This window comes from Dokdonella fugitiva (assembly GCF_014138265.1).
Lineage (GTDB): Bacteria > Pseudomonadota > Gammaproteobacteria > Xanthomonadales > Rhodanobacteraceae > Dokdonella_A > Dokdonella_A fugitiva_A.
The window spans coordinates 334,324-353,698 of sequence record NZ_JACGXL010000005.1 but is presented as its reverse complement, the minus strand read 5'-3'; the positions used below and the strand labels follow the sequence as shown (position 1 = coordinate 353,698).

Here is a 19,375-nt window from a genome sequence, read left to right as displayed (position 1 = left end):
TCAGCCGCCACGCCAGTCCGCGGGCAGTAGCGCGCGATAGCGCCGGCTCAGCAACAGCTCGGTGCCGTCGCGCAGGGTCAGCGCGAGGTCGCCGTGCGCATGCGGCGCGGTCGCGGCGATGAAGTCCGCGCGCACGAGGTGCGAGCGATGCACGCGCAGGAATTCGCCCGGATCGAGCCGCTGTGCGAGGCGCGACAGGGTCGCGCGCACGAGATGGCGGCGCTCGCGCGTGTGCACCTCGACGTAGTTGCCCGACGCCGACAGGCGCAGCACGTCGGCGACCGGCACGATGCGCGCACGCCCGCGTTCGTGCACGACGAGGCGGACCAGGCGTCCCGCGCGGCCGAGGTCGCCGACGCGGCGCAGGCGTTCCTCGTCGTCGGCGCCGCCGTCGTCGCCGCTGCGTTCGGCGAGGCGCGCGGCGACGCGTTCGAGGCACTGCGCGAAGCGCGCGCGGTCGAACGGCTTGAGCAGGTAGTCGAGCGCGGCGACGTCGAACGCGCGCAGCGCGTGCTCGTGGTACGCGGTCGTGAACACGACCAGCGGATGCGGCGGCGCGGTGCGCGCGAGCACGTCGAAGCCGTTCTCCGCGCCGAGCTGGATGTCGAGGAACAGCAGGTCCGGCGCCGCGTCGCGCAGCAGCGCCGTGCCGCCGGCGACGTCCTCCGCCTCGCCGACGATGCGCCAGCCCGCGCGCGAGGCGAGCAGGCGACGCAGCTTCGCGCGCGCGGGCGGCTCGTCCTCGACGATCGCGACGCGGACTTCAGGCATCGCGTTCGAACGGCAGTTCGATCTCGATGCGCGTGCCGGCGATGCGTCCCGGTGCGATCGCGAAGCGGTGCCGGCCCGGATACATGAGCTCGAGCCGGTGGCGCACGTTGGAAAGGCCGACGCCGGGTGCGTAGTCCGGCGAAAGGCCGCGGCCATCGTCCTCGACCGTGCAGAACACCGTCGTCTCGTTCGCGCCGATCGTCACCTGCACGCGCCCGCGCCCGGAGGCGAGGCCATGCTCGAACGCGTTCTCGACGAGCGGCTGCAGCAGCAGGCGCGGGATGCGCGCGTCGCGCGCGGCCGGTTCGACTTCCACCTGCGTCTCGAGCTTGCCGCGGAAGCGCTCGCGCATGAGCTCGAAGTAGCGTTCGAGCCAGACCACGTCGTCGACCACGCGCACGCGCGTGTCGCCGGTCTCGCTGAGCGCGACGCGCATGAGCACGGCGAGCGCGGCGATCATGCGGTCGGCTGCTTCGACGTCCTCGTGCATGCGGTTGGAGATCGCGTTGAGCGTGTTGAACATGAAATGCGGTTCGATCTGCGCGGTCAGCTGCGCGAGGCGCGCCTGGCCGAGGTCGCGCTCGAGCTGCAGCACGGCGAGCTCGCGCTCGCGCCGTGCGCGTTGCGCGCGCCAGGCGACGCAGGCGCCGGCGATCAGCGCGTAGCTGATGAGGTCCTTCTGCAGCTCGTAGGCGAAGCCGAGCAGCGGATCGCCGAAGTCGTAGCGGCTGCCCATGAGCACGTAGACGACCTTGCGGATGCCGACCATGCCGAGCGTGTGCAACAGCGAGAAAGCGATCGCCGCGGGCACGTGCAACGGCACGCGCCGAAGCCAGTCGGGACCGGACAGCGGATGGCGCCGCTCGAAGCGGAAGATGCCGATCGCGAGCACCGCGACGACGACCACGCTGCTGAGCTCCCAGCTCATCGGTTCCCACGCCGGGATCTCCCGGCCGCTGTTGCGGTGGCCGATGACGACGTTGATGCCGAGCCACAGGCCGAGGCCGAGCCACGCGGCCGCGTAGGCGAGCCACGGCCGCCAGCGGCTGCTCGCTACGACGGCGCCGCCCGCGCTTGCGGCCGCCGGGATCTCCGCGTCGACGCCGGCCATGCCCTTCATCTCAGTCCGCCACGTCCGGCTCGAAGAACGACCAGCGGATCTCCGGGAAGCGCGCCTTGAGGTCACCCTCGACCGCGTTGATCGCCTCGACCAACGCGCGTGCGGAGAGATCACCGCGCATCTCCGCCTTGATCGCGACCATGACGTCGACGCCGAGCTGCAGCGTGATCACGTTGAACACGCGCGCGATCTCCGGCCGTTGCTCGAGGAACGCATTGATCGCCGCCTTCAGCTCCGGATCGGCGCTCTGCCCGATCAGCAGGGCCTTGACCTCGATCGCGACGAAGAGTGCGACGAACACGAGCAGCACGCCGATCGCGAGCGTGCCGATCGCGTCGAACACCGGATTGCCGGTGATCATCGTCAGCAGTACCGCGGCCAGCGCGAAGACGAGGCCGAGCAACGCGGCGAGGTCCTCGCCGAACACGACGATGAGCTCGCTCTGCCTGCTCTCGCGGAACCAGTACCAGAGGCTGTGGTCGCCGCGCGCCTTGTTCACCTCGCGCATGCAGCCCCACATCGAGAAGCTTTCGGCGACCACGCCGAACGCGAGCACGCCGACCGCGAGCCACGGCCAACGCAGCGGTTCGGGTTCGTGCAGCTTGTGCAGGCCCTCGTAGATCGAGAACGCACCGCCGACCGTGAACAGCAGCAGCGCGACGAGGAACGACCAGAAGTAGATCGCCTTGCCGTGGCCGAGCGGATAGTCCGGCGACGGCAGGCGCTTGGCGTTCTTCAGGCCGAGCAAGAGCAGGCCCTGGTTGCCGCAGTCGGCGAGCGAGTGCACCGCCTCGGCGGTCATCGCGCCCGAACCCGTGAGCGCGGCCGCGACGGCCTTCGACACGAAGATCGCGAAATTCGCGCCGAGCGCGAAGAAGATCGTCTTGAGGGAGTCGGCCTTGCCGGACATGCGCGGTCGGTTCCGTGGATCAGGGTCCGCCAGTGTAGGGCGGGTCGAGCGCAAAACGGTAGGACGTGGGTCTCGCCTAGCGGCCCGGCGGCGCGCTCGGACCGTGCGCGATGTTGCGCCACGCCGCGGTCAGCGCGTCGTGCAGCACGTCGGCTCTCACCGCGTCGAGGCGCACGAGCGTGCAACCCTGCCGCCCCCAGGCACCCTTCGCGCGCGTGAACGCGGCGTCGACGCGGATGAACAGTTCCTGCTGCTCCGGCGCGAGCTTGACCATGCCCCACTGCGCATCGGGCGCGCCGAGCGTGGCGAAGATCTTCTTGCGCACGCGGAAGTCGGCGTGCCCCATGTGCGCGCCTTCGACCGCCCCGGGCAAGGCGAGCGCGAGGCGACGGAAGTCGTCGGCGTCGATGCCGGGCATCGCGTCACCGCACCGGCGTCGTGCCCGCGCTCATTCGCCGAGTGCCGCCTGCGTCTTCTTCGGCAGGTTCGCGCGCACGAGTTCGTACGATCGACGCACGAAACCCGCGAGTTCGTCGCGCGCGTAGCGCTCGGGCTCGGTCACGCTGACCCAGAACGCGCGCGCCATGTAGTGCGCCGGCGCCATGCCCGGCTGCGCGGTGAGTTCGAGGAATCGGTCGGAATCGACCTTGAACGACAGGCGGCCCCGATCGGGCCCGAGCGTGCAGTACACGACGAACATCTTGTTCGCGACGCTCCAGACGAGGTCGACCTCCCATTTGATCGAGCGCGTGGCGCCCGGCCAGCGCGCGCAGAGATCGTCCAGATCCGCGTCGCCGAGACCCGTGACCGGCTTGTCCATCGTGTCGACTCCGCGCCAAAGCACGCATCGTAGCCCCTCGCGACGGATGCGGGAACCCGCGTCCGCGCGGGGCGAAGGCGCGCGAGGGCGACGCATGGCATGCTTCGCCGGTCGCTCGCACGGGGGCCGCATGACCGCAAGCCGTTCGCCGAACCGCAGTCCAGCGCAGCGGCGCGGTCGCGCGTTCCGCGCCGCCGACGGTCGCGTCCTGCGCGTGCGACCGGTGCGCGGCGACGATGTCGAGGCGCTCAAGCGTGGTTTCGCGCGGCTCACGCCGGAGCAGGTGCGCCAGCGCACGTTCCATCGCATGAACGAGCTTTCCGATGAAGCCGCGCATCGGCTCGCCGACATCGACCGCGCGACCACGGCCGCCTACGTCGTCGTCGACGACGACGGCGAAGTGCGCGGCGAAGCGCGCCTGCACCTGGCCCCGCCCGGCGACTCGGCCGAGTTCGCGCTCATCGTCGATCCGCAGATGCTAGGCATCGGCATCGGCCGTGCGCTGATGCGCCGCCTGATCGAGGAAGCGCGCCGGCGCGGCCTGCGCGAGCTGTGGGGCACCGTGCTCGCCGACAACGCGCTGATGCTCGATTTCTCGCACCGCCTCGGTGCGGTGCGTGAACGCGTGCCCGACGAGGCCGGCGTCGTGCGCGTGCGGTTCGACCTCGCGCGAAAGCTGCGCTCCCTTCCCGCGCCCCGTTCCTGAGCGATCACCGCCGCGGCCGCGACGACGCGGCCATGCGCGCGATGACAGCTTCCCGGCGCTCGCCCGGTCCCTTCGGCTGCACGCACGCTGCAGACATCCCACCCGCGATTCGAGGACCGCGGCCGGGTCCGCTCGCGCCTGCACCACCGTCCATGTCGGGAGAGCATGCATGAAAACGAAATTGTCGATCGCAATACTGTCGCTGGTCGTCGCTGGCGCCTCCGCCGGCGCCGGCGAACCGGCCACGCAGGGCGCGCAGGACGCGAAGGCGGAAATGCGCCGGATGTTCGGGCGCGTGCCCGGTTTCGTCGAGGCATTCCCGGATGCCGGCATCGCCGGCGCCTGGGACGAGTTCAAGGCCGTGCAGCTCAGCGGCGACAGTGCGCTGTCGCCGAAGGTCAAGGAGCTGATCGGCCTCGCCGTCGCGGCGCAGATACCGTGCCAGTACTGCGTGTACTTCCACGCGAAGAGCGCGAAGGCCGACGGCGCCAGCGACGAGGAAATCAAGGAAGCCGTCGCGATGGCCGCGGTGACGCGCCACTGGAGCACGGTCATCAACGGCGCGCAGGTCGACTTCGCGACGTTCCGCGACGAGGTCGACGCGATGATGCGCTACGCCTCGGAGCACGCGAAGCAGGAGGCGAAGGCGACCGGCAAGTAGGCGCATGCACCGGGCGCGACGGCCGCGTCGCGCCCGGCTCGCCTCACGCGGCCGCTGCCGCCTTGCGCCGGCGCAGGCGCTGCTGCAACCGCTCGAAATACAGGTAGATGACCGGCGTGATGTAGAGCGTGAGCAGCTGCGACGTGACGAGGCCGCCGACCACGGCGAGGCCGAGCGGCCGCCGCGCCTCCGCGCCGGCGCCGAAGCCGAGCGCGATCGGCAAGGTGCCCATCAGCGCGGCGAACGTCGTCATCATGATCGGCCGGAAGCGGATCACGCAGGCGTCGAGGATCGCGTGCTCGGGATCCTCGCCCTCGCGCTGCTTCTCCAGCGCGAAGTCGATCATCATGATCGCGTTCTTCTTGACGATGCCGATCAGCATGATCAGGCCGACCGCGCCGTACAGGTCGAGGTCCTTGCCGAACACCATCAACGTGAGCAACGCGCCGAACACCGCGGTCGGCAGGCCCGAGAGGATCGTCAGCGGGTGGATGAAGCTCTCGTAGAGAATGCCGAGCACGAGGTAGATCACGAACACCGCGAGCAGCAGCAGGATACCCATGCCCGACAGCGAGTCCTGGAACTGCTGCGCGGTGCCCTGGAACGAGGCGCTGATCGTGTCGGGCATGTGCAATTGCGCGACCGCGCGGTCGACGCCCGAAACCGCGTCGCTGAGCGACATGCCGGGCGCGAGGTTGAACGACACGGTGACCGCAGGTACCTGGCCGAGGTGGTTGATCGTCGCCGGCCCGACCGACTGGCCGGTGTGCGTGACCGCCGACAGCGGCACGAGCTGGCTCGTCGGCGTCGCGGTCGCGTCGCCCACGCTCGCCTTCGGCGGCAGGGTCGGCGTCACGTAGACCGACGACAGCACCGACGTATCGGCCTGGCGCGCGGGATCCACCTGCAGCAGCACCCAGAACTGGTCGGTCGGCGTGTAGATCGTCGACACCTGCGCCGGGCCGAACGCGTAGTACAGCGCATTCTCGATCGCGTCGGGCGTGACGCCGTACGCGGCCGCCGCGTCGCGGTCGATCGTGACGTCGAGCTGCGGGTTCGCGATGAGCATGTCGCTGTTGACGTCGAGGAAGCCGGGCAGCTTCGACAGCCCGGCGACGAGTTTCGGCGTCCATTCGAACAGGCGCTTCGTATCGGTGTCCTGCAGCACGAACTGGTAGGTGCTGTTGGTGAGCTTGCCGCCGATGCGGATCAGCGGCAGGTTCTGCGCGAATGCCTGCAGGCCGGCGATTCCCTGCAGGGTCGGCCGGATCTCCTGCACGACCGCGTCGGCACTCTTGCGCTCGTGCGGCGGCTTGAGGTTGACGATCATGCGGCCGAGGTTGAGCGTCGCGCTGCTGCCGCCCGCGCCGACGAACGCCAACACGCTCTCGACGTTCGGGTTGCGGCGCAGGATCTCCGCGGCCTGGCGCTGCTTGTCCATCATCGCGTCGAAGCCGATGTCCTGCGCCGCCTGGGTGAACACGAACAGCTGGCCGGTGTCGTCGTTCGGCAGGAAGCCCTTCGGCACGCGCGCCGCGAGCACGCCGGTCGCGACCACCAGGGCGAAGAACGTCAGCAGCACGATGAAGCGATGGCGCACGATCGCGCGCAAGGTGCGTCCGTACAGCGACTGCGTCGCGTCGAACGCGCGCTCGCAGGCCTGGTAGAGGCGACCGTGCGTACCGCCGTGCAGCGGCTTGAGCATGCGGCTGCACAGCATCGGCGTGAGGCTGAGGCTGACGAAGCCGGACACGAGCACGGCGGCGACGATCGTGATCGCGAATTCCTTCAGCAGGCGGCCGATGATGCCGCCCATGAACACGACCGGGATGAACACGGCCGCGAGCGACAGCGTCATCGACACGATCGTGAAGCCGATCTCCTTCGCGCCGTCGAGCGTCGCGCGCAGGCGGTCCTTGCCCATCTCGAGGTGGCGCGAGATGTTCTCGAGCATGACGATCGCGTCGTCGACGACGAAGCCGACCGCGAGCGTGAGCGCCATCAACGAGAGGTTGTCGATGCTGAAGTCGAGCGCGTACATGACCGCGAACGTGCCGACGATCGACATCGGCAGCGCCAGCGACGGGATCAGGGTCGCCTGCAGGTTGCGCAGGAACACGAAGATCACGAGCACGACCAGGCCCAGCGCGAGCACGAGGCTGAACTTCACGTCGGCGACCGATTCGCGGATGCTCCGCGAGCGGTCGTAGATCACGCGCAGGTCGGCGCCCGCCGGCAGCGTGCGCTGGAACGCGGGCAGCATCTTCTTGATGTCTTCGACGACCTGGATCGTGTTGGTGCCGGGCTGCTTCTGGATCGCCAGCACGACGCCCTGTTCGCCGTCGATGAGCGCACCGCCCTTGTCGTTCTGCACGCCGTCGTAGACCCGGGCGATGTCCTTCAGGCGGACCGGAGCGCCGTTCTGGTAGGTCACGATGAGGTCGCCGAACGCGGCCGCGTCGAACAACTGGCCACCGACCATCACGTTGTAGATGCGGTTGGGTCCGTACAGCGTGCCGGTCGGCAGGTTCACGTTGCCCTTGCCGACCGCATTGGCGACCGTGTCGATGCCGAGGCCGCGCGTCGACAACGCGTCCGGGTCGAGATCGATGCGCACCGCGTACTTCTGCGAGCCGTAGACGTTCACCTGGGCGACGCCGTTGACGGTCGAGATGCGCTGCGCGAGCGTGTTCTCGGCGTATTCGTCGAGCGTCGACAGGCGCAGCGTCTTCGACGTGAATGCGACGAAGAAGATCGGCGAGTCGGCCGGATTCACCTTGCGGAACGTCGGCGGCGTCGTCATCTGCGTCGGCAACTGGCGCAGCGCGGCGGAAATCGCGGCCTGCACGTCCTGCGCCGCGGCGTCGATGTTGCGGTCGAGCGCGAATTGCAGGGTGATGCTGGTCGAACCGAGCGCGCTCGACGAGGTCATCGAGTCGATCGCGGGGATCGTCGAGAACTGCTTCTCGAGCGGCGTCGCGACCGCCGACGCCATCGTCTCCGGCGACGCGCCGGGCAGGCTCGCCGAGACCTGGATCGTCGGGAAGTCGACGTTCGGCAGTGCCGCCACCGGCAGCAGCCGGTAACCGACGATGCCGAACACGAGGATGCCGATCATGACCAGCGTGGTCATCACCGGGCGGCGGACGAAGATCTCGGAAACGCTCATCGTCGCCGCTCCGTCAACCCGACGCCGGCATGACCTTCACCGCCGCCTTGTCCTCGACGCGCGACTGGCCGTCGACCACGACGGTCTCGCCGGCCGCGAGCCCCTTCTCGATCACCGCCTCGCCGGCGACGACGCGCGCGACGCCGACGCGTCGCTGCTCGGCGGTCTGGTCGCTGCGCACGACGAACACGTAGGTGCCGTCGGGACCGTTCTGCACCGCCTGCCCCGGCACGACGACCGCATTCGGATCGTGGCCGAGCGTGAGGCTCGTGCCGACGAGTTGTCCCGGCCAGAGCATGTGCTCGGCGTTCGGGAACTCTGCGCGCAGGCGCACCGTGCCCGTGCTCGTGTCGACCGCGTTGTCGATGAACGCGACCTTGCCTTCGACCGGTTTGTCGACGCCGATCACGCTCGCCTGCACCGCCAGCGGCGCCGCCTTCTGCGCCGCCTGCACGCGTCCGAGCTGCGCCGACGGCAGCGAGAAGTTCACGTAGATCGGCTCGATCTGGTTGATCGTGACGAGCGGATTGGTGTCGTTCGCCTTCACGACGTTGCCGGGCTGGATCAGGATGCGGCCGATGCGGCCGGCGAGCGGCGCGTGGATGTCGGTGTAGGACAGCGTGACGCGCGCGGCGGCGACGTTCGCCTCGTCGACCTTCACGCTCGCACGCGCGGCGTCGAGATTCGTTCGGTACTGCTCCATCTGGTCGGCCGACAGATAGCCCTTGGCCGCGATGTCCTCGTAGCGCTTCACCTGCGAGCGCGCCTGCTCGAGCGTCGCCTCGTCCTTCGCCTGCTGGGCGAGCGCCTGCTGCAGGGCCGCCTGCGCGGGTCGCGGATCGATGCGGAACAGCAGTTGGCCCGCCGTGACGTCGGCGCCGTCCAAGACCCGCGATTCGAGCAGCTGGCCGTCGACGAGCGACTTCACCGCGACGCTGTTGATCGCCTCCACGCTGCCCGGCGCCGTCACCAGCACGGGCATGTCGCGCGCCGCCGCGACCGCGACGACGACCGGCGCGGGCGGTGCCTTCGGCGGCGCGTGATCGCGCGAACAGGCCGTGAGCGCGCAGGCCACGATCGTGCCGCCGAACTTCGCACCGCGTTGCAGAAATTGCCGCCCGTCCATCCGCCGTCCGCTCCATTCCATCGATCCCGCTATTGTCGCCGATCGGCATGCCGGGGTTCCCGGCGCACCGGTAAATGCGAAGTAAAGACCTCGCATGACGATCGGCCCAGGCAGGCACGCGCTGCTTGCGATCCGGGCGATCGGCATCATTTCGCACGAGGCCGTCGCGCGCGCCTGCGGATCGTCGCCGCCTGATAGAATGCGCGACCCTGCGCCGCACCGTTGCCGCGGACGCACCCGCCGACGTCACGCATGACCCGACTGATCCGACCCACCCTGCCGACCACGCCCCGTCAGCGCCGCTACTGGAAGGCGCCGCACGGTTCCGCGTTCGCCCTCGCCCTCGCCGAGACCGCCCGCTCGCACGCGGGGCTCGTCGTTGCGGTCGCACGCGACACGCATGCCGCGCACGCGCTCGAGGCCGAACTCGCGGTGTTCGCCGGCAACGACGTCGAGGTGCTGCAGTTCCCCGACTGGGAAACCCTGCCCTACGACCTGTTCTCGCCGCACCCGGACATCGTCTCGCAGCGCGTCGCCACGCTGTACCGCCTGCCGACGCTCGCGCGCGGGGTGCTCGTCGTGCCGGTCGCGACGCTCATGCAGCGCCTCGCGCCGCGCGGCTACGTCGGCGGCTCGAGCCTCGTGCTCGAACTGCGCCAGAAGCTCGACATCGCGCACGAGCAGCGCCGCCTCGAAGCGGCCGGCTACCGCAACGTGCCGCAGGTGCAGGAACCGGGCGACTTCGCCGTGCGCGGCGCGCTGCTCGACATCTACCCGATGGGCAGCCCGGCGCCGTACCGTATCGAGCTGTTCGACGACGAGATCGAGTCGATCCGCACGTTCGATCCTGAGACGCAGCGTTCGGACCACAAGGTCGACGCGGTGCGCCTCTTGCCCGCACGCGAATTCCCGCTCACCGAGGAATCGGCGAAGGCGTTCCGCAACACGCTGCGCGAGCGCTTCCCGATCGATCCGCGCCGTTGCCCGCTGTACCAGGACATCAAGGAAGGCGCGACGCCGGCCGGCATCGAATACTACCTGCCGCTGTTCTTCGCGCAGACCGAGACGCTGTTCGACTACCTCGCCGACGACGCGCTGTTCGTGCTCGGCGACGGCGCGCTCGACGCCGCCGAGGCGTTCTGGACGCAGACCGGCGAGCGTTACGCCCAGCGCGCGCACGACGTCGAGCGCCCGGTGCTGCCGCCGATCGAGCTGTACCTCACGACGCAGCAGCTGCGCGAACACCTGAACGTCGCGCTGCGCGTCGACATCGTGTCGAATGCGCCGGCGGCCGACGCCGACGGCGGCGCCGCCGAACGCCACGCGATCGACCTCGGCACGCAGCCGGCGCCGATGCTGCCGCTCGCGCGCAAGGGCGACGAGCCCGGCGAAGCGCTGCGCCGCTTCGTCGCCGCCTACCCCGGCCGCGTGCTCATCGCGACCGATTCGGCCGGCCGCCGCGAAGCGCTGATCGAACAGCTCGCCGCCGCGCGCCTGCGCCCGCAGACCTACGCCGGCTGGCGCGACTTCATCGACGACGGCAACCGCTTCGGCATCACCGCCGCACCGCTCGAGCAGGGCTTCGCGCTGACCGATCCGGCGATCACCGTGCTGACCGAGCGCGAGCTGCACGGCGAGCGCGTGCAGCAGGTGCGCCGGCGCAAACGCGCCGCGCGCGATCCGGAGCAGGTGCTGCGCGACCTGTCCGAGCTCGTGCCCGGCGCGCCGATCGTGCACATCGACCACGGCGTCGGCCGTTACCAGGGCCTGATCAAGCTCGACGTCGGCGGCCGCGCGCAGTTCGGCGAGGAGCCGTCGGAGTTCCTCGCGATCGAGTACGCCAAGGGCGACAAGCTGTACGTGCCGGTCGCCCAGCTGCATCTCGTCTCGCGCTACTCCGGCACCGCGCCCGAACTCGCGCCGCTGCACGCGCTCGGCGGCGACGCCTGGGAGCGCGCGAAGAAGAAGGCCGCGCAGAAGGTGCGCGACGTCGCCGCCGAGCTGCTGGCGATCTACGCGCAGCGCGAAGCGCGCCAGGGCACGGCGCTGGCGATCGACCGCGAACTCAACGACCAGTTCGGCGCGGCGTTCCCGTTCGAGGAGACGCCGGACCAGACCACCGCGATCGAAGCCGTGCTCGCCGACCTCGCCGCGTCGAAGCCGATGGATCGCGTCGTCTGCGGCGACGTCGGCTTCGGCAAGACCGAAGTCGCGCTGCGCGCTGCCTTCGCCGCCGCGACCGCGGGCAAGCAGGTCGCCGTGCTCGCGCCGACCACCCTGCTCGCGCAGCAGCACTTCCAGAATTTCCGCGACCGCTTCGCCGACTGGCCGATCCGCGTCGAGGTGCTGTCGCGCTTCAAGTCGAAGAAGGAGATCGACACGGCGCTGGAGAAGCTCGCCGACGGTCGCATCGACGTCATGATCGGCACGCACAAGCTGGTGCAGTCCGACGTGCGCTTCAAGGACCTCGGCCTCGTGATCATCGACGAGGAACAGCGCTTCGGCGTGCGCCAGAAGGAAGCGCTGAAGAAGCTGCGCGCCGAAGTCGACCTGCTCACGCTCACCGCGACGCCGATCCCGCGCACCTTGAACATGGCGATGGCGGGGCTGCGCGACCTGTCGATCATCGCGACGCCGCCGGCGCACCGCCTCGCCGTGCAGACCTTCATCAGCCCGTACGACGTCGCGCTCGTGCGCGAGGCGCTGCAGCGCGAGCATGCGCGCGGCGGCCAGGTGTACTTCCTGCACAACGACGTCGAGACGATCGAGAAGACCGCGCGCGAGCTCGCCGAGCTCATGCCCGAAGCGCGCATCCGCTATGCGCACGGCCAGATGCCGGACCGCGAGCTCGAGCTCATCATGCTCGACTTCTACCGGCAACGCTTCAACGTGCTCGTCGCGACGACGATCATCGAGTCGGGCATCGACGTGCCGAGCGCGAACACGATCATCATCAACCGCGCCGACCGCTTCGGCCTCGCCCAGCTGCATCAGTTGCGCGGTCGCGTCGGCCGTTCGCACCATCGCGCCTACGCCTACCTGATGGTGCCCGAGGGCCGCTCGATCACCGCCGACGCGGAGAAGCGCCTGGAGGCGCTCGCCTCGCTCGACGAACTCGGCGCCGGCTTCACGCTCGCCACGCACGACCTCGAGATCCGCGGCGCGGGCGAACTGCTCGGTGAGGAACAGAGCGGGCAGATCGAGGAAGTCGGCTTCTCGCTCTACACCGAGATGCTCGATCGCGCCGTGCGCGCGCTCAGGCAAGGCAAGGTGCCCGACTTCGACCTCACCAGCGAGCACGAGACCGAAGTCGAGCTGCACCTGCCCGCGCTGATCCCGGACGACTACCTGCCCGACGTCAACACGCGCCTCACGCTGTACAAGCGCATCGCGAGCGCGCGCGACGAGGACGCGCTGCGCGAACTGCAGGTCGAGATGGTCGACCGCTTCGGCCTGCTGCCGGATCCGGTGAAGCAGTTGTTCGCGGTGACCGCGCTCAAGCTCGCGGCGACGCCGCTCGGCATCCGCAAGCTCGAACTCGGCGCGAGCGGCGGTCGCGTGATCTTCCGCCCGAACCCTGCGGTCGAGCCGCTCACGGTGATCCGCCTGATCCAGTCGCAGCCACGCGTGTACGCGCTCGACGGCCAGGACAAGCTGCGTTTCAAGCTGCCGCTCGAAGGCGCGAGCGAACGCCTGCGCGCCGCGAACGACCTGTTGCGCACGCTCGGCGCGCGGATCGCCGCCTGAGGCGAGTTCGTCGGGAAAGCAACAGCCTGAAACGCGGAGCTACAAAGGAAAAGCTCTTCATTCCTTCGCTTTCTCCGTGTGCTCCGTGTTCAATCCATGCTGGTCAATCCACGCCGCCGCGCGGCTCGCACCGCGCGGCGATGCGCCTCAGAACGCGAACTCGAAGCCGTTCGCGAAGATGACGTCGTCCTGGTAGACGATGCACGCCGACAGCTCGGACGTGTCGCCACTGCCGTCGGTCGCCGTCGCCATGATGCCGTCGCCCGCACGCAGCGGCGCATCCTTCGAATGCAGGTAGGCGCCGATCGAGGCCGCGCCGTTGCCACCGATCGCCGCCTTGGTGATCGATACGCTCACCGTGCCGATGAAGTACTCGGCTTGCCGGTTGTCGTCGACCGGGCAGCCGCCGCGCGTACCGTAGAAGTCGATGCGGTAGTCGCCGAGCGATGATTCGAGCAGGCCGGTGAAGCGCCCGGTGTCTCCACCGCCGAGCGCGTTCGAGAGCGTCGGGTAGTTCTGCCCGCGGTTGGCGTAGTCCGCGGGCGGCGCGGCGCCGTCGTTGTCGTTCGCCTGGATACCGGCGACATCGAGGTCGATGCCGAGCCCGCCGTTCGCGAAGATCTGGTTCTGCCGCGTGCGGTTCTGCCGGCCGATGCCGATCCACACGCCCGGCCCCACGTTGTAGCCGATCGCGTTGTAGCGGATCACGTTCGCGCTCGGCGCGTCGCCGGCGTCGCCGTCGAGGCGGACGCCGGCCGCACCGTTGCCGAGGTCGATGCCTTCGGCGAAGAAGCCGATCGCATTGTTCTCGATCGTGTTGCCGCGTGCGCCGCCGTTGGCGACGTAGATGCCGGCCTGCGCGTTGGCGCCGATGAAGTTGCCGCTGATCTCGTTGTCGTGGCCGGCGAGATAGATGCCGCGCGCACCGTTGGCGAGGCTCGTGTAGTGGCCGTCGGCACCACCGCTCCAGTCGACGCCGATCAGGTTGCCGATGATCTGGTTGTCGTGGCTGCCGACCGGCGTCGAACCGGACAGGCTGCCGAACACGAGGATGCCGCTGCCGTCGCTCGAGCCGCCGATGATGTTGCGGTCGGCCGGATCGTCGCTGCCGATCTGCGTGTCGTGCGCGTTCGCGTCGACGCGGATGCCCGCGCCGTTCGGCTGCAACGCATGCCCGGACGCACTGCCGCCGAAGCGATTGCCGCCGATCGAACTGCCGCTGCCGGAACCGAGCGCGATCGCGGCCTCGGAGAAGCCGCTGAACGCGAGGCCCTTGGCGAACAGCGAGACGCCGTCGCCCGCGCCGGTCGGTATCTGCAACCCCTTCGTCACGGACGCGCCGCCGGCCTCGAGGACGACGCAGAACTTCGCGTCGGTGCCGCGATCGAGATCGTTCACCAGCGCGCCGGCCTGGGTGTAGCCGTTGACGATCAGCGGCACGGTGACCGACGGCAGCGGCGACTGCAGCGTGATCACGTGCGGCCCGCAGCCGCTGCCGATGTCGAACGTGATCAAGCCGCTGCCGTGCGCATTCGCGCCGGTGATCGCCGTGCGCAGCGAACCCGCACCGCTGTCGTTCGTATTGGTGACGGTCTGCAGGAAGCTGTCGTCGACGCCCGACTCGAACGCGCCGCGGTCCGGGGCGGTACCGATCACGCGCGCGCGGCCCGGCAGGTCCGTCGACGGCAGGCCACCGCGCACGTCGCTGCTGCCGGTGTTGATCACCGGCGAAGGCGGTGACTCGATCGGGCGATACTGCGCGTCGAGCTTCGGATCGACGCCGGTGAGGCCGATCGGCGGGATGATCGGGGACGGATAGCTGTGCGTGCCGACGTCGTCGTCGATCAGCGAGAAGAACGGCGAATCGACGACGAGGTCGTGATGCGAGCCCTGCGAGTTGCCGTAGATGATCGTGTTGTCGATGTAGAGGAGCGCCCCACTGCTGCTGATCTGCGCATTGACGCCGTCACCCTGCAGGTTGTCGACGATCGTGTCGTTGACGAGCTCGAACGAGAGGCTCTCGTCGTTGGCCGCATAGAGGCTGATACCCGAGGCGGTCGTGGCGAGCGAATTGCCGGCGACGACGCTGTCGACGATGCGCACGGTAGCGCCGTCGTCGTCGGCGATCCACTCGACGTCGATGCCACCGCCTTCGGCGTCGCCGACGAACGCGCTGCGGCGGATCGCGATCTCGCTGCCGTCGGGCACGGAGGGATCGTCGAGGTCCTCGTCGTGGTAGATCGTGAGGCCGCCGTGCCAGGTCATGCCCTCGATCGTCAGGTTGCCGCGCGGGTGCAGGTCGAAGTCGCCGACGATCACCGTATTGCCGAGTTCGATGTCGCGACCCGCGCAACCCGCGGTGTATCCGCCGCGCAGGTTCGCGCCGGCGGCGATCGGGATGCCGGAGCCGCTCGTCCCGATGTGATAGGTGCCCTGCACGACCTGGATGTTCAGCGGACTCGTGCGCGCACGCTGGAGCGCGTCCTGCAGCGCCGAAAAGCTGTCGGCGCAGTAGTCGGCCGATCCGGCACGTGCGACCGGTGCGACCGCCATGGCCGCGAGCATCAGGGCGGCGAACGCGCGCCGGTACAGGCACGCAGTGGATATCCTCGCATCGACAGCCATGGGCGCTTCCTCTCCGGGGCGACGGGCCCCGCCTGACAGCGCTACACGCAGGTCGGCGCGAAAAGCGGGCAAGCCGCCCCGCCCGGCGCGCGGCGCTACACTGTGCACGCCTTCGAAGCGGGTACCTGCCTTGGCGACGGAATCCCTGACCGATCTGCTGAACGCCGCGCAAGGCGGTGACGACGAGGCCGCCGCCCGCGCCTATGCGGCGGTCTACGCGGAGCTGCGCGAACGCGCGCGGCAGACGCTGCGTCGCGCGCCGGGCGCGACGCTGACCGCGACGGCGCTCGTGCACGAGTTGTACGTGCGGCTCGACGCGAACGCGCGCGGCCCGCTGCACGACCGGCACCACTTCTTCGCGCTCGCCTCGCGCGCGATGCGCCAGATCGTCATCGAGCACGCCCGCCGCCGGCACGCGCAGAAGCGCGGCGGCGATCGCGTCGCCACCGACATCGACGCTGCGCTCGAACTCGCCGACGCCGACCTCGGCAGCCTGCTCGAGATCGACCGCGCGCTGCGCGCGCTGGAACGGCACGACGTCGACCTCGCGCAGCTGATCGAGTGGCACTTCTTCGCCGGGCTCAGCTTCAGCGAGATCGCCGCGGCGACGCAGCGCCACGAGCGCACGGTGCGCCGCGACTGGGAATTCGCCCGCGCGTTCCTGCGGCGGGAGCTCGGCACCGTCGCGTCGTGAACGCCGAGCCGTCGCGCTGGGAACGCCTGCGCGCGTCGTTCGCGACGGCGCTCGACCTCGATCCGGGCGTGCGCGAGCGGTGGTTGCGCGAGCTCGGCGACGCCGATCCCGACTTCGCCGCCGAGCTGCGCACCCTCCTCGCCGCGCACGCGGCGCCGGCCGGAGCGCTCGATCGCGGCGCCGCGATCGCCCGGGGCCTGCTCGGCGCGCACGCGGGCGAGGACGCGGACGAACGCGTCGGCACGCGCGTCGGCGCCTACCGGCTGCTGCGCCTGCTCGGTCGCGGCGGCATGGGCAGCGTCTATCTCGCCGAACGCGCCGACGGCCAGTTCCGCCAGCAGGTCGCGCTCAAGCGCATCGACCACGACACGCCGACGCGCGGACTGCGCGAGCGCTTCCTGCGCGAGCGCGACATCCTCGCGCGACTCGCGCATCCGAACATCGCGCCACTCCACGACGGCGGCCTCGATGCGGACGGCGTACCGTATTTCACGCTCGAATTCGTCGAGGGCGAACCGATCACCGCCTGGTGCGACGCCCACCGGTTCGATCTCGCCGGTCGCGTGCGCGTGCTGCTCAAGGTCTGCGACGCGGTGCAGTGCGCGCACCGCAACCTGGTCGTGCACCGCGACCTCAAGCCGTCGAACATCCTCGTCAATGCGGCCGGCGAACCGAAGCTGCTCGATTTCGGCATCGCCAAGTTCCTCGACGCCGATGCCGAAGCGATGCAGACCGACGCCGGCACGCGGCCGATGACGCGCGAGTACGCTGCACCCGAGCAGGTACTCGCGCAACCGGTCACGACGCTCACCGACGTCTACGCGCTCGGGGTCCTGTTGTACGAACTCGCCTGCGGCCGCCTGCCCTATGCCGGCGCCGACAGCGGCGCGACGAGCTGGCCCAAGGCGATCGTCGACGAAGTGCCCGAGCCGCTCGTGCGCGCGCTGCAGCGCCCCGGCATGGACGCGCCCGCCTTGCGCGAGGCGGCGGCAGCGGCGCGAGGCACCCATGCGGCCACGCTGCGCCGCCAACTGCGCGGCGACCTCGATGCGATCGTGCAGCGTGCGCTGTGCAAGGCACCGGACGAGCGCCATCCGTCGGTCGCCGCGTTCGCCGAAGCCTTGCACGCATGGCTCGACGGTCGCGCGCAGCCGGGCGCGCGTCGCGTGCGTCGCGTGCAGCGGTTCCTGCGACGCCACGCGCTCGCCTGCGCGGCCACGCTGGTCATCGTCGCGACGACGCTCGCGGCGATCGGCGGCGTGTTGTGGGAGGCGCGGCGGAGCACGATCGCCGGCCAGCGCGCGCAAGCGGTCGAGGCGTTCCTCACCAGCGTGTTCGACGTGTCCGATCCCGATCGTGCGCGCGGCCAGACGGTCACCGCGCGCGAGCTGCTCGACGAAGGCGCACGCCGCGCGAACAGTGAACTCGCCGACCAGCCGGCGCTGCGCGCCGAGCTGCTGCGCCTGATCGGCTCGCTGCACGCGCGACTGGGCCTGTATGCCCGCGCGCTGCCGCTGCAGGCGCAGGGCGTCGCCCTGCTGCGCGCGACCGACGTGGATGCACCGGTGCTCGCGGCGGCGCTGGTCGAACTCGCCGCGACCGAGCGCCTGCAGGAACACTACGCGGACGCCGAGCGCGACCTCGACGAGGCGCTCGCGCTGCAGCGGACCGGCGCGCCGGATGCGCTGCGCGCACGCACGCTGGCCGGGCTCGGCGGCGTGTACGCCGACACCGCACGCAACGACGACGCCGAGCGCACGCTGCGCGCCGCGCTCGACATCGACCACCGGCTCGCGCGCCCGCCGGACGAGCGCGGCGCCGACGACGAGGAGAGCCTCGCGCACGTGCTCGCCGGGCGCGCGCACTACGCCGAAGCGCGCGTGCTGCTCGCCGACAGCCTCGACCAACAGCGCCGCCTGCACGGAGGGCGGCATTCGAGCGTGGCGACGACGCTGGTCGAACTCGGCAAGCTCGAGCTGTCCGCGGGCGACCTCGCCGCCGCCGGGCGCGATTTCGACGATGCGCTGGCGATGCGCCGCGCGCTGTTCGGCGATCATCATCCGGCGGTCGCCGACAGCCTGTACTGGGTCGCCGCGCTCGCGAGCTACCAGGGCCGTCACGGCGACGCGGAAACGCTCGTGAACGAAGCGCTCGCGATCGACCACGACGCCTTCGGGCCCGAATCGGCGCATGCGGCGAGCCTGCACGACCTGCTGGCCGAGGTCGCGCAGGCCCGCAACGATCTCGACCGGGCCGAAAGCGAAGCACGCAGCGCGCTCGCGATCTGGCAGCGCGTGCTCGGTCGCCACCACTCGGAGATGGCCAACGGCCTGCAACGCCTCGCCCTCATCGAGCGCGACCGCGGCGATGCCGCGCAGGCGGTCGACCTGCTGCGACAGGCGCTCGCGATCCGCCGCGACACGCTCGGCACGGGCGGCGAGCGGATCGGCTTCACACTCGCCAACCTCGCTTCCACGTTGCGCATCGCCGGCCAGCTCGAAGAGGCGCGATCGACCTTCGAGGAAGCCCTGTCGGTGTACCGTGCAAGCCTTCCGGAGCACCACCTGCGGGTCGTCGAGGCGCTCGCCGGGCTCGGCCACGTGCAACTCGATGCGGGCGACGTCGGCGGCGCGATCCAGACCCTCGAACGCGCCCGTGCGATGGCACAGGAGGTCTATCCGCCGACGCACCCGGACCGTGCACGCGTGTTGTTGCCGCTGGGCGACGCCTATCTCGCCCGCGGCGACGCCGACGCGGCCGCCGACGCGTTCGAAACCGCCGCCGGCCTGCTCGCCACATCGGGCGAGTCCCACGTGCGCAGCGCGGTCGAGGCGCGCATCGGACTCGCGCGCGCGCGCGCCGCGCAGCATCGCGCGGCCGACGCGACCGCCGCGCTCGACCAGGCGGCGGCGCTGCTCGAAACGCATCCACAAGCGACGCACGCGTTGCGCGAACGCCTCGACGCCGTGCGCCGCGAACTCGCGGCGGCGCGCCGGCCGCGCCATGGCGTCGCCTGAACGCGATCG

General features: G+C 70.3%; 13 protein-coding genes. 5 read left to right on the top strand and 8 right to left on the bottom strand.

Going from position 1 to position 19,375, the window contains the following annotated elements:
- The 5 genes from FHW12_RS16265 to FHW12_RS16245 all read right to left on the bottom strand — a co-directional run bounded on the left by FHW12_RS16265 (nt 1) and on the right by FHW12_RS16245 (nt 3,621).
- On the bottom strand, nt 1–771 hold the full coding sequence (locus tag FHW12_RS16265; RefSeq protein ID WP_182532088.1) for a LytR/AlgR family response regulator transcription factor: 771 nt from the start codon (nt 769–771) through the stop codon (nt 1–3).
- Nucleotides 764–1,891, bottom strand: coding sequence for a sensor histidine kinase (locus FHW12_RS16260; protein WP_182532087.1), 1,128 nt, complete (start codon nt 1,889–1,891; stop codon nt 764–766). The genes FHW12_RS16265 and FHW12_RS16260 overlap by 8 nt, the downstream gene beginning before the upstream one ends.
- Nucleotide 1,892: 1 nt before the next feature.
- Nucleotides 1,893–2,801, bottom strand: a complete 909-nt coding sequence (locus tag FHW12_RS16255; RefSeq protein WP_182532086.1) for a cation diffusion facilitator family transporter — start codon at nt 2,799–2,801, stop codon at nt 1,893–1,895.
- A 76-nt stretch (nt 2,802–2,877) separates the two neighbouring features.
- A complete protein-coding gene (locus tag FHW12_RS16250) occupies nt 2,878–3,219 on the bottom strand; it encodes an MmcQ/YjbR family DNA-binding protein (protein WP_220484491.1) in 342 nt (113 codons plus the stop codon).
- A 30-nt stretch (nt 3,220–3,249) separates the two neighbouring features.
- Complete coding sequence (locus FHW12_RS16245; protein WP_182532085.1) at nt 3,250–3,621, bottom strand: MmcQ/YjbR family DNA-binding protein; 372 nt, start codon at nt 3,619–3,621, stop codon at nt 3,250–3,252.
- Nucleotides 3,622–3,751: 130 nt separating this feature from the next.
- Between FHW12_RS16245 and FHW12_RS16240 the strand changes: the two genes are divergently transcribed.
- Both FHW12_RS16240 and FHW12_RS16235 read left to right on the top strand, forming a co-directional pair.
- Nucleotides 3,752–4,327, top strand: coding sequence for a GNAT family N-acetyltransferase (locus FHW12_RS16240; RefSeq protein ID WP_182532084.1), 576 nt, complete (start codon nt 3,752–3,754; stop codon nt 4,325–4,327).
- Nucleotides 4,328–4,496: 169 nt separating this feature from the next.
- Nucleotides 4,497–4,988 (top strand): carboxymuconolactone decarboxylase family protein, encoded by a 492-nt coding sequence (locus tag FHW12_RS16235; protein ID WP_182532083.1) that lies wholly within the window; start codon nt 4,497–4,499, stop codon nt 4,986–4,988.
- Nucleotides 4,989–5,031: 43 nt separating this feature from the next.
- Here the strand turns inward: FHW12_RS16235 and FHW12_RS16230 are convergent, their stop codons facing one another.
- The gene (locus tag FHW12_RS16230) at nt 5,032–8,157 is read right to left on the bottom strand and encodes an efflux RND transporter permease subunit (RefSeq protein ID WP_182532082.1); all 3,126 of its coding nucleotides are present in this window, start codon (nt 8,155–8,157) and stop codon (nt 5,032–5,034) included.
- A gap of 13 nt (nt 8,158–8,170) precedes the next feature.
- Nucleotides 8,171–9,283: an efflux RND transporter periplasmic adaptor subunit gene (locus FHW12_RS16225; protein WP_182532081.1), complete on the bottom strand. Its 1,113-nt coding sequence runs from the start codon at nt 9,281–9,283 to the stop codon at nt 8,171–8,173.
- 252 nt (nt 9,284–9,535) lie between these two features.
- Here FHW12_RS16225 and mfd point away from each other — a divergent pair, with 252 nt between their 5' ends.
- A complete protein-coding gene (mfd, locus tag FHW12_RS16220; RefSeq protein ID WP_182532080.1) occupies nt 9,536–13,030 on the top strand; it encodes a transcription-repair coupling factor in 3,495 nt (1,164 codons plus the stop codon).
- Nucleotides 13,031–13,177: 147 nt separating this feature from the next.
- Here mfd and FHW12_RS16215 read toward each other — a convergent pair whose 3' ends face one another.
- Nucleotides 13,178–15,655, bottom strand: a complete 2,478-nt coding sequence (locus FHW12_RS16215; RefSeq protein WP_182532079.1) for a right-handed parallel beta-helix repeat-containing protein — start codon at nt 15,653–15,655, stop codon at nt 13,178–13,180.
- A gap of 130 nt (nt 15,656–15,785) precedes the next feature.
- Between FHW12_RS16215 and FHW12_RS16210 the strand changes: the two genes are divergently transcribed.
- Nucleotides 15,786–16,349 (top strand): ECF-type sigma factor, encoded by a 564-nt coding sequence (locus FHW12_RS16210; RefSeq protein WP_182532078.1) that lies wholly within the window; start codon nt 15,786–15,788, stop codon nt 16,347–16,349.
- Nucleotides 16,346–19,366, top strand: a complete 3,021-nt coding sequence (locus tag FHW12_RS16205) for a serine/threonine-protein kinase (RefSeq protein WP_182532077.1) — start codon at nt 16,346–16,348, stop codon at nt 19,364–19,366. The genes FHW12_RS16210 and FHW12_RS16205 overlap by 4 nt, the downstream gene beginning before the upstream one ends.
- Nucleotides 19,367–19,375 lie beyond the last annotated feature (9 nt).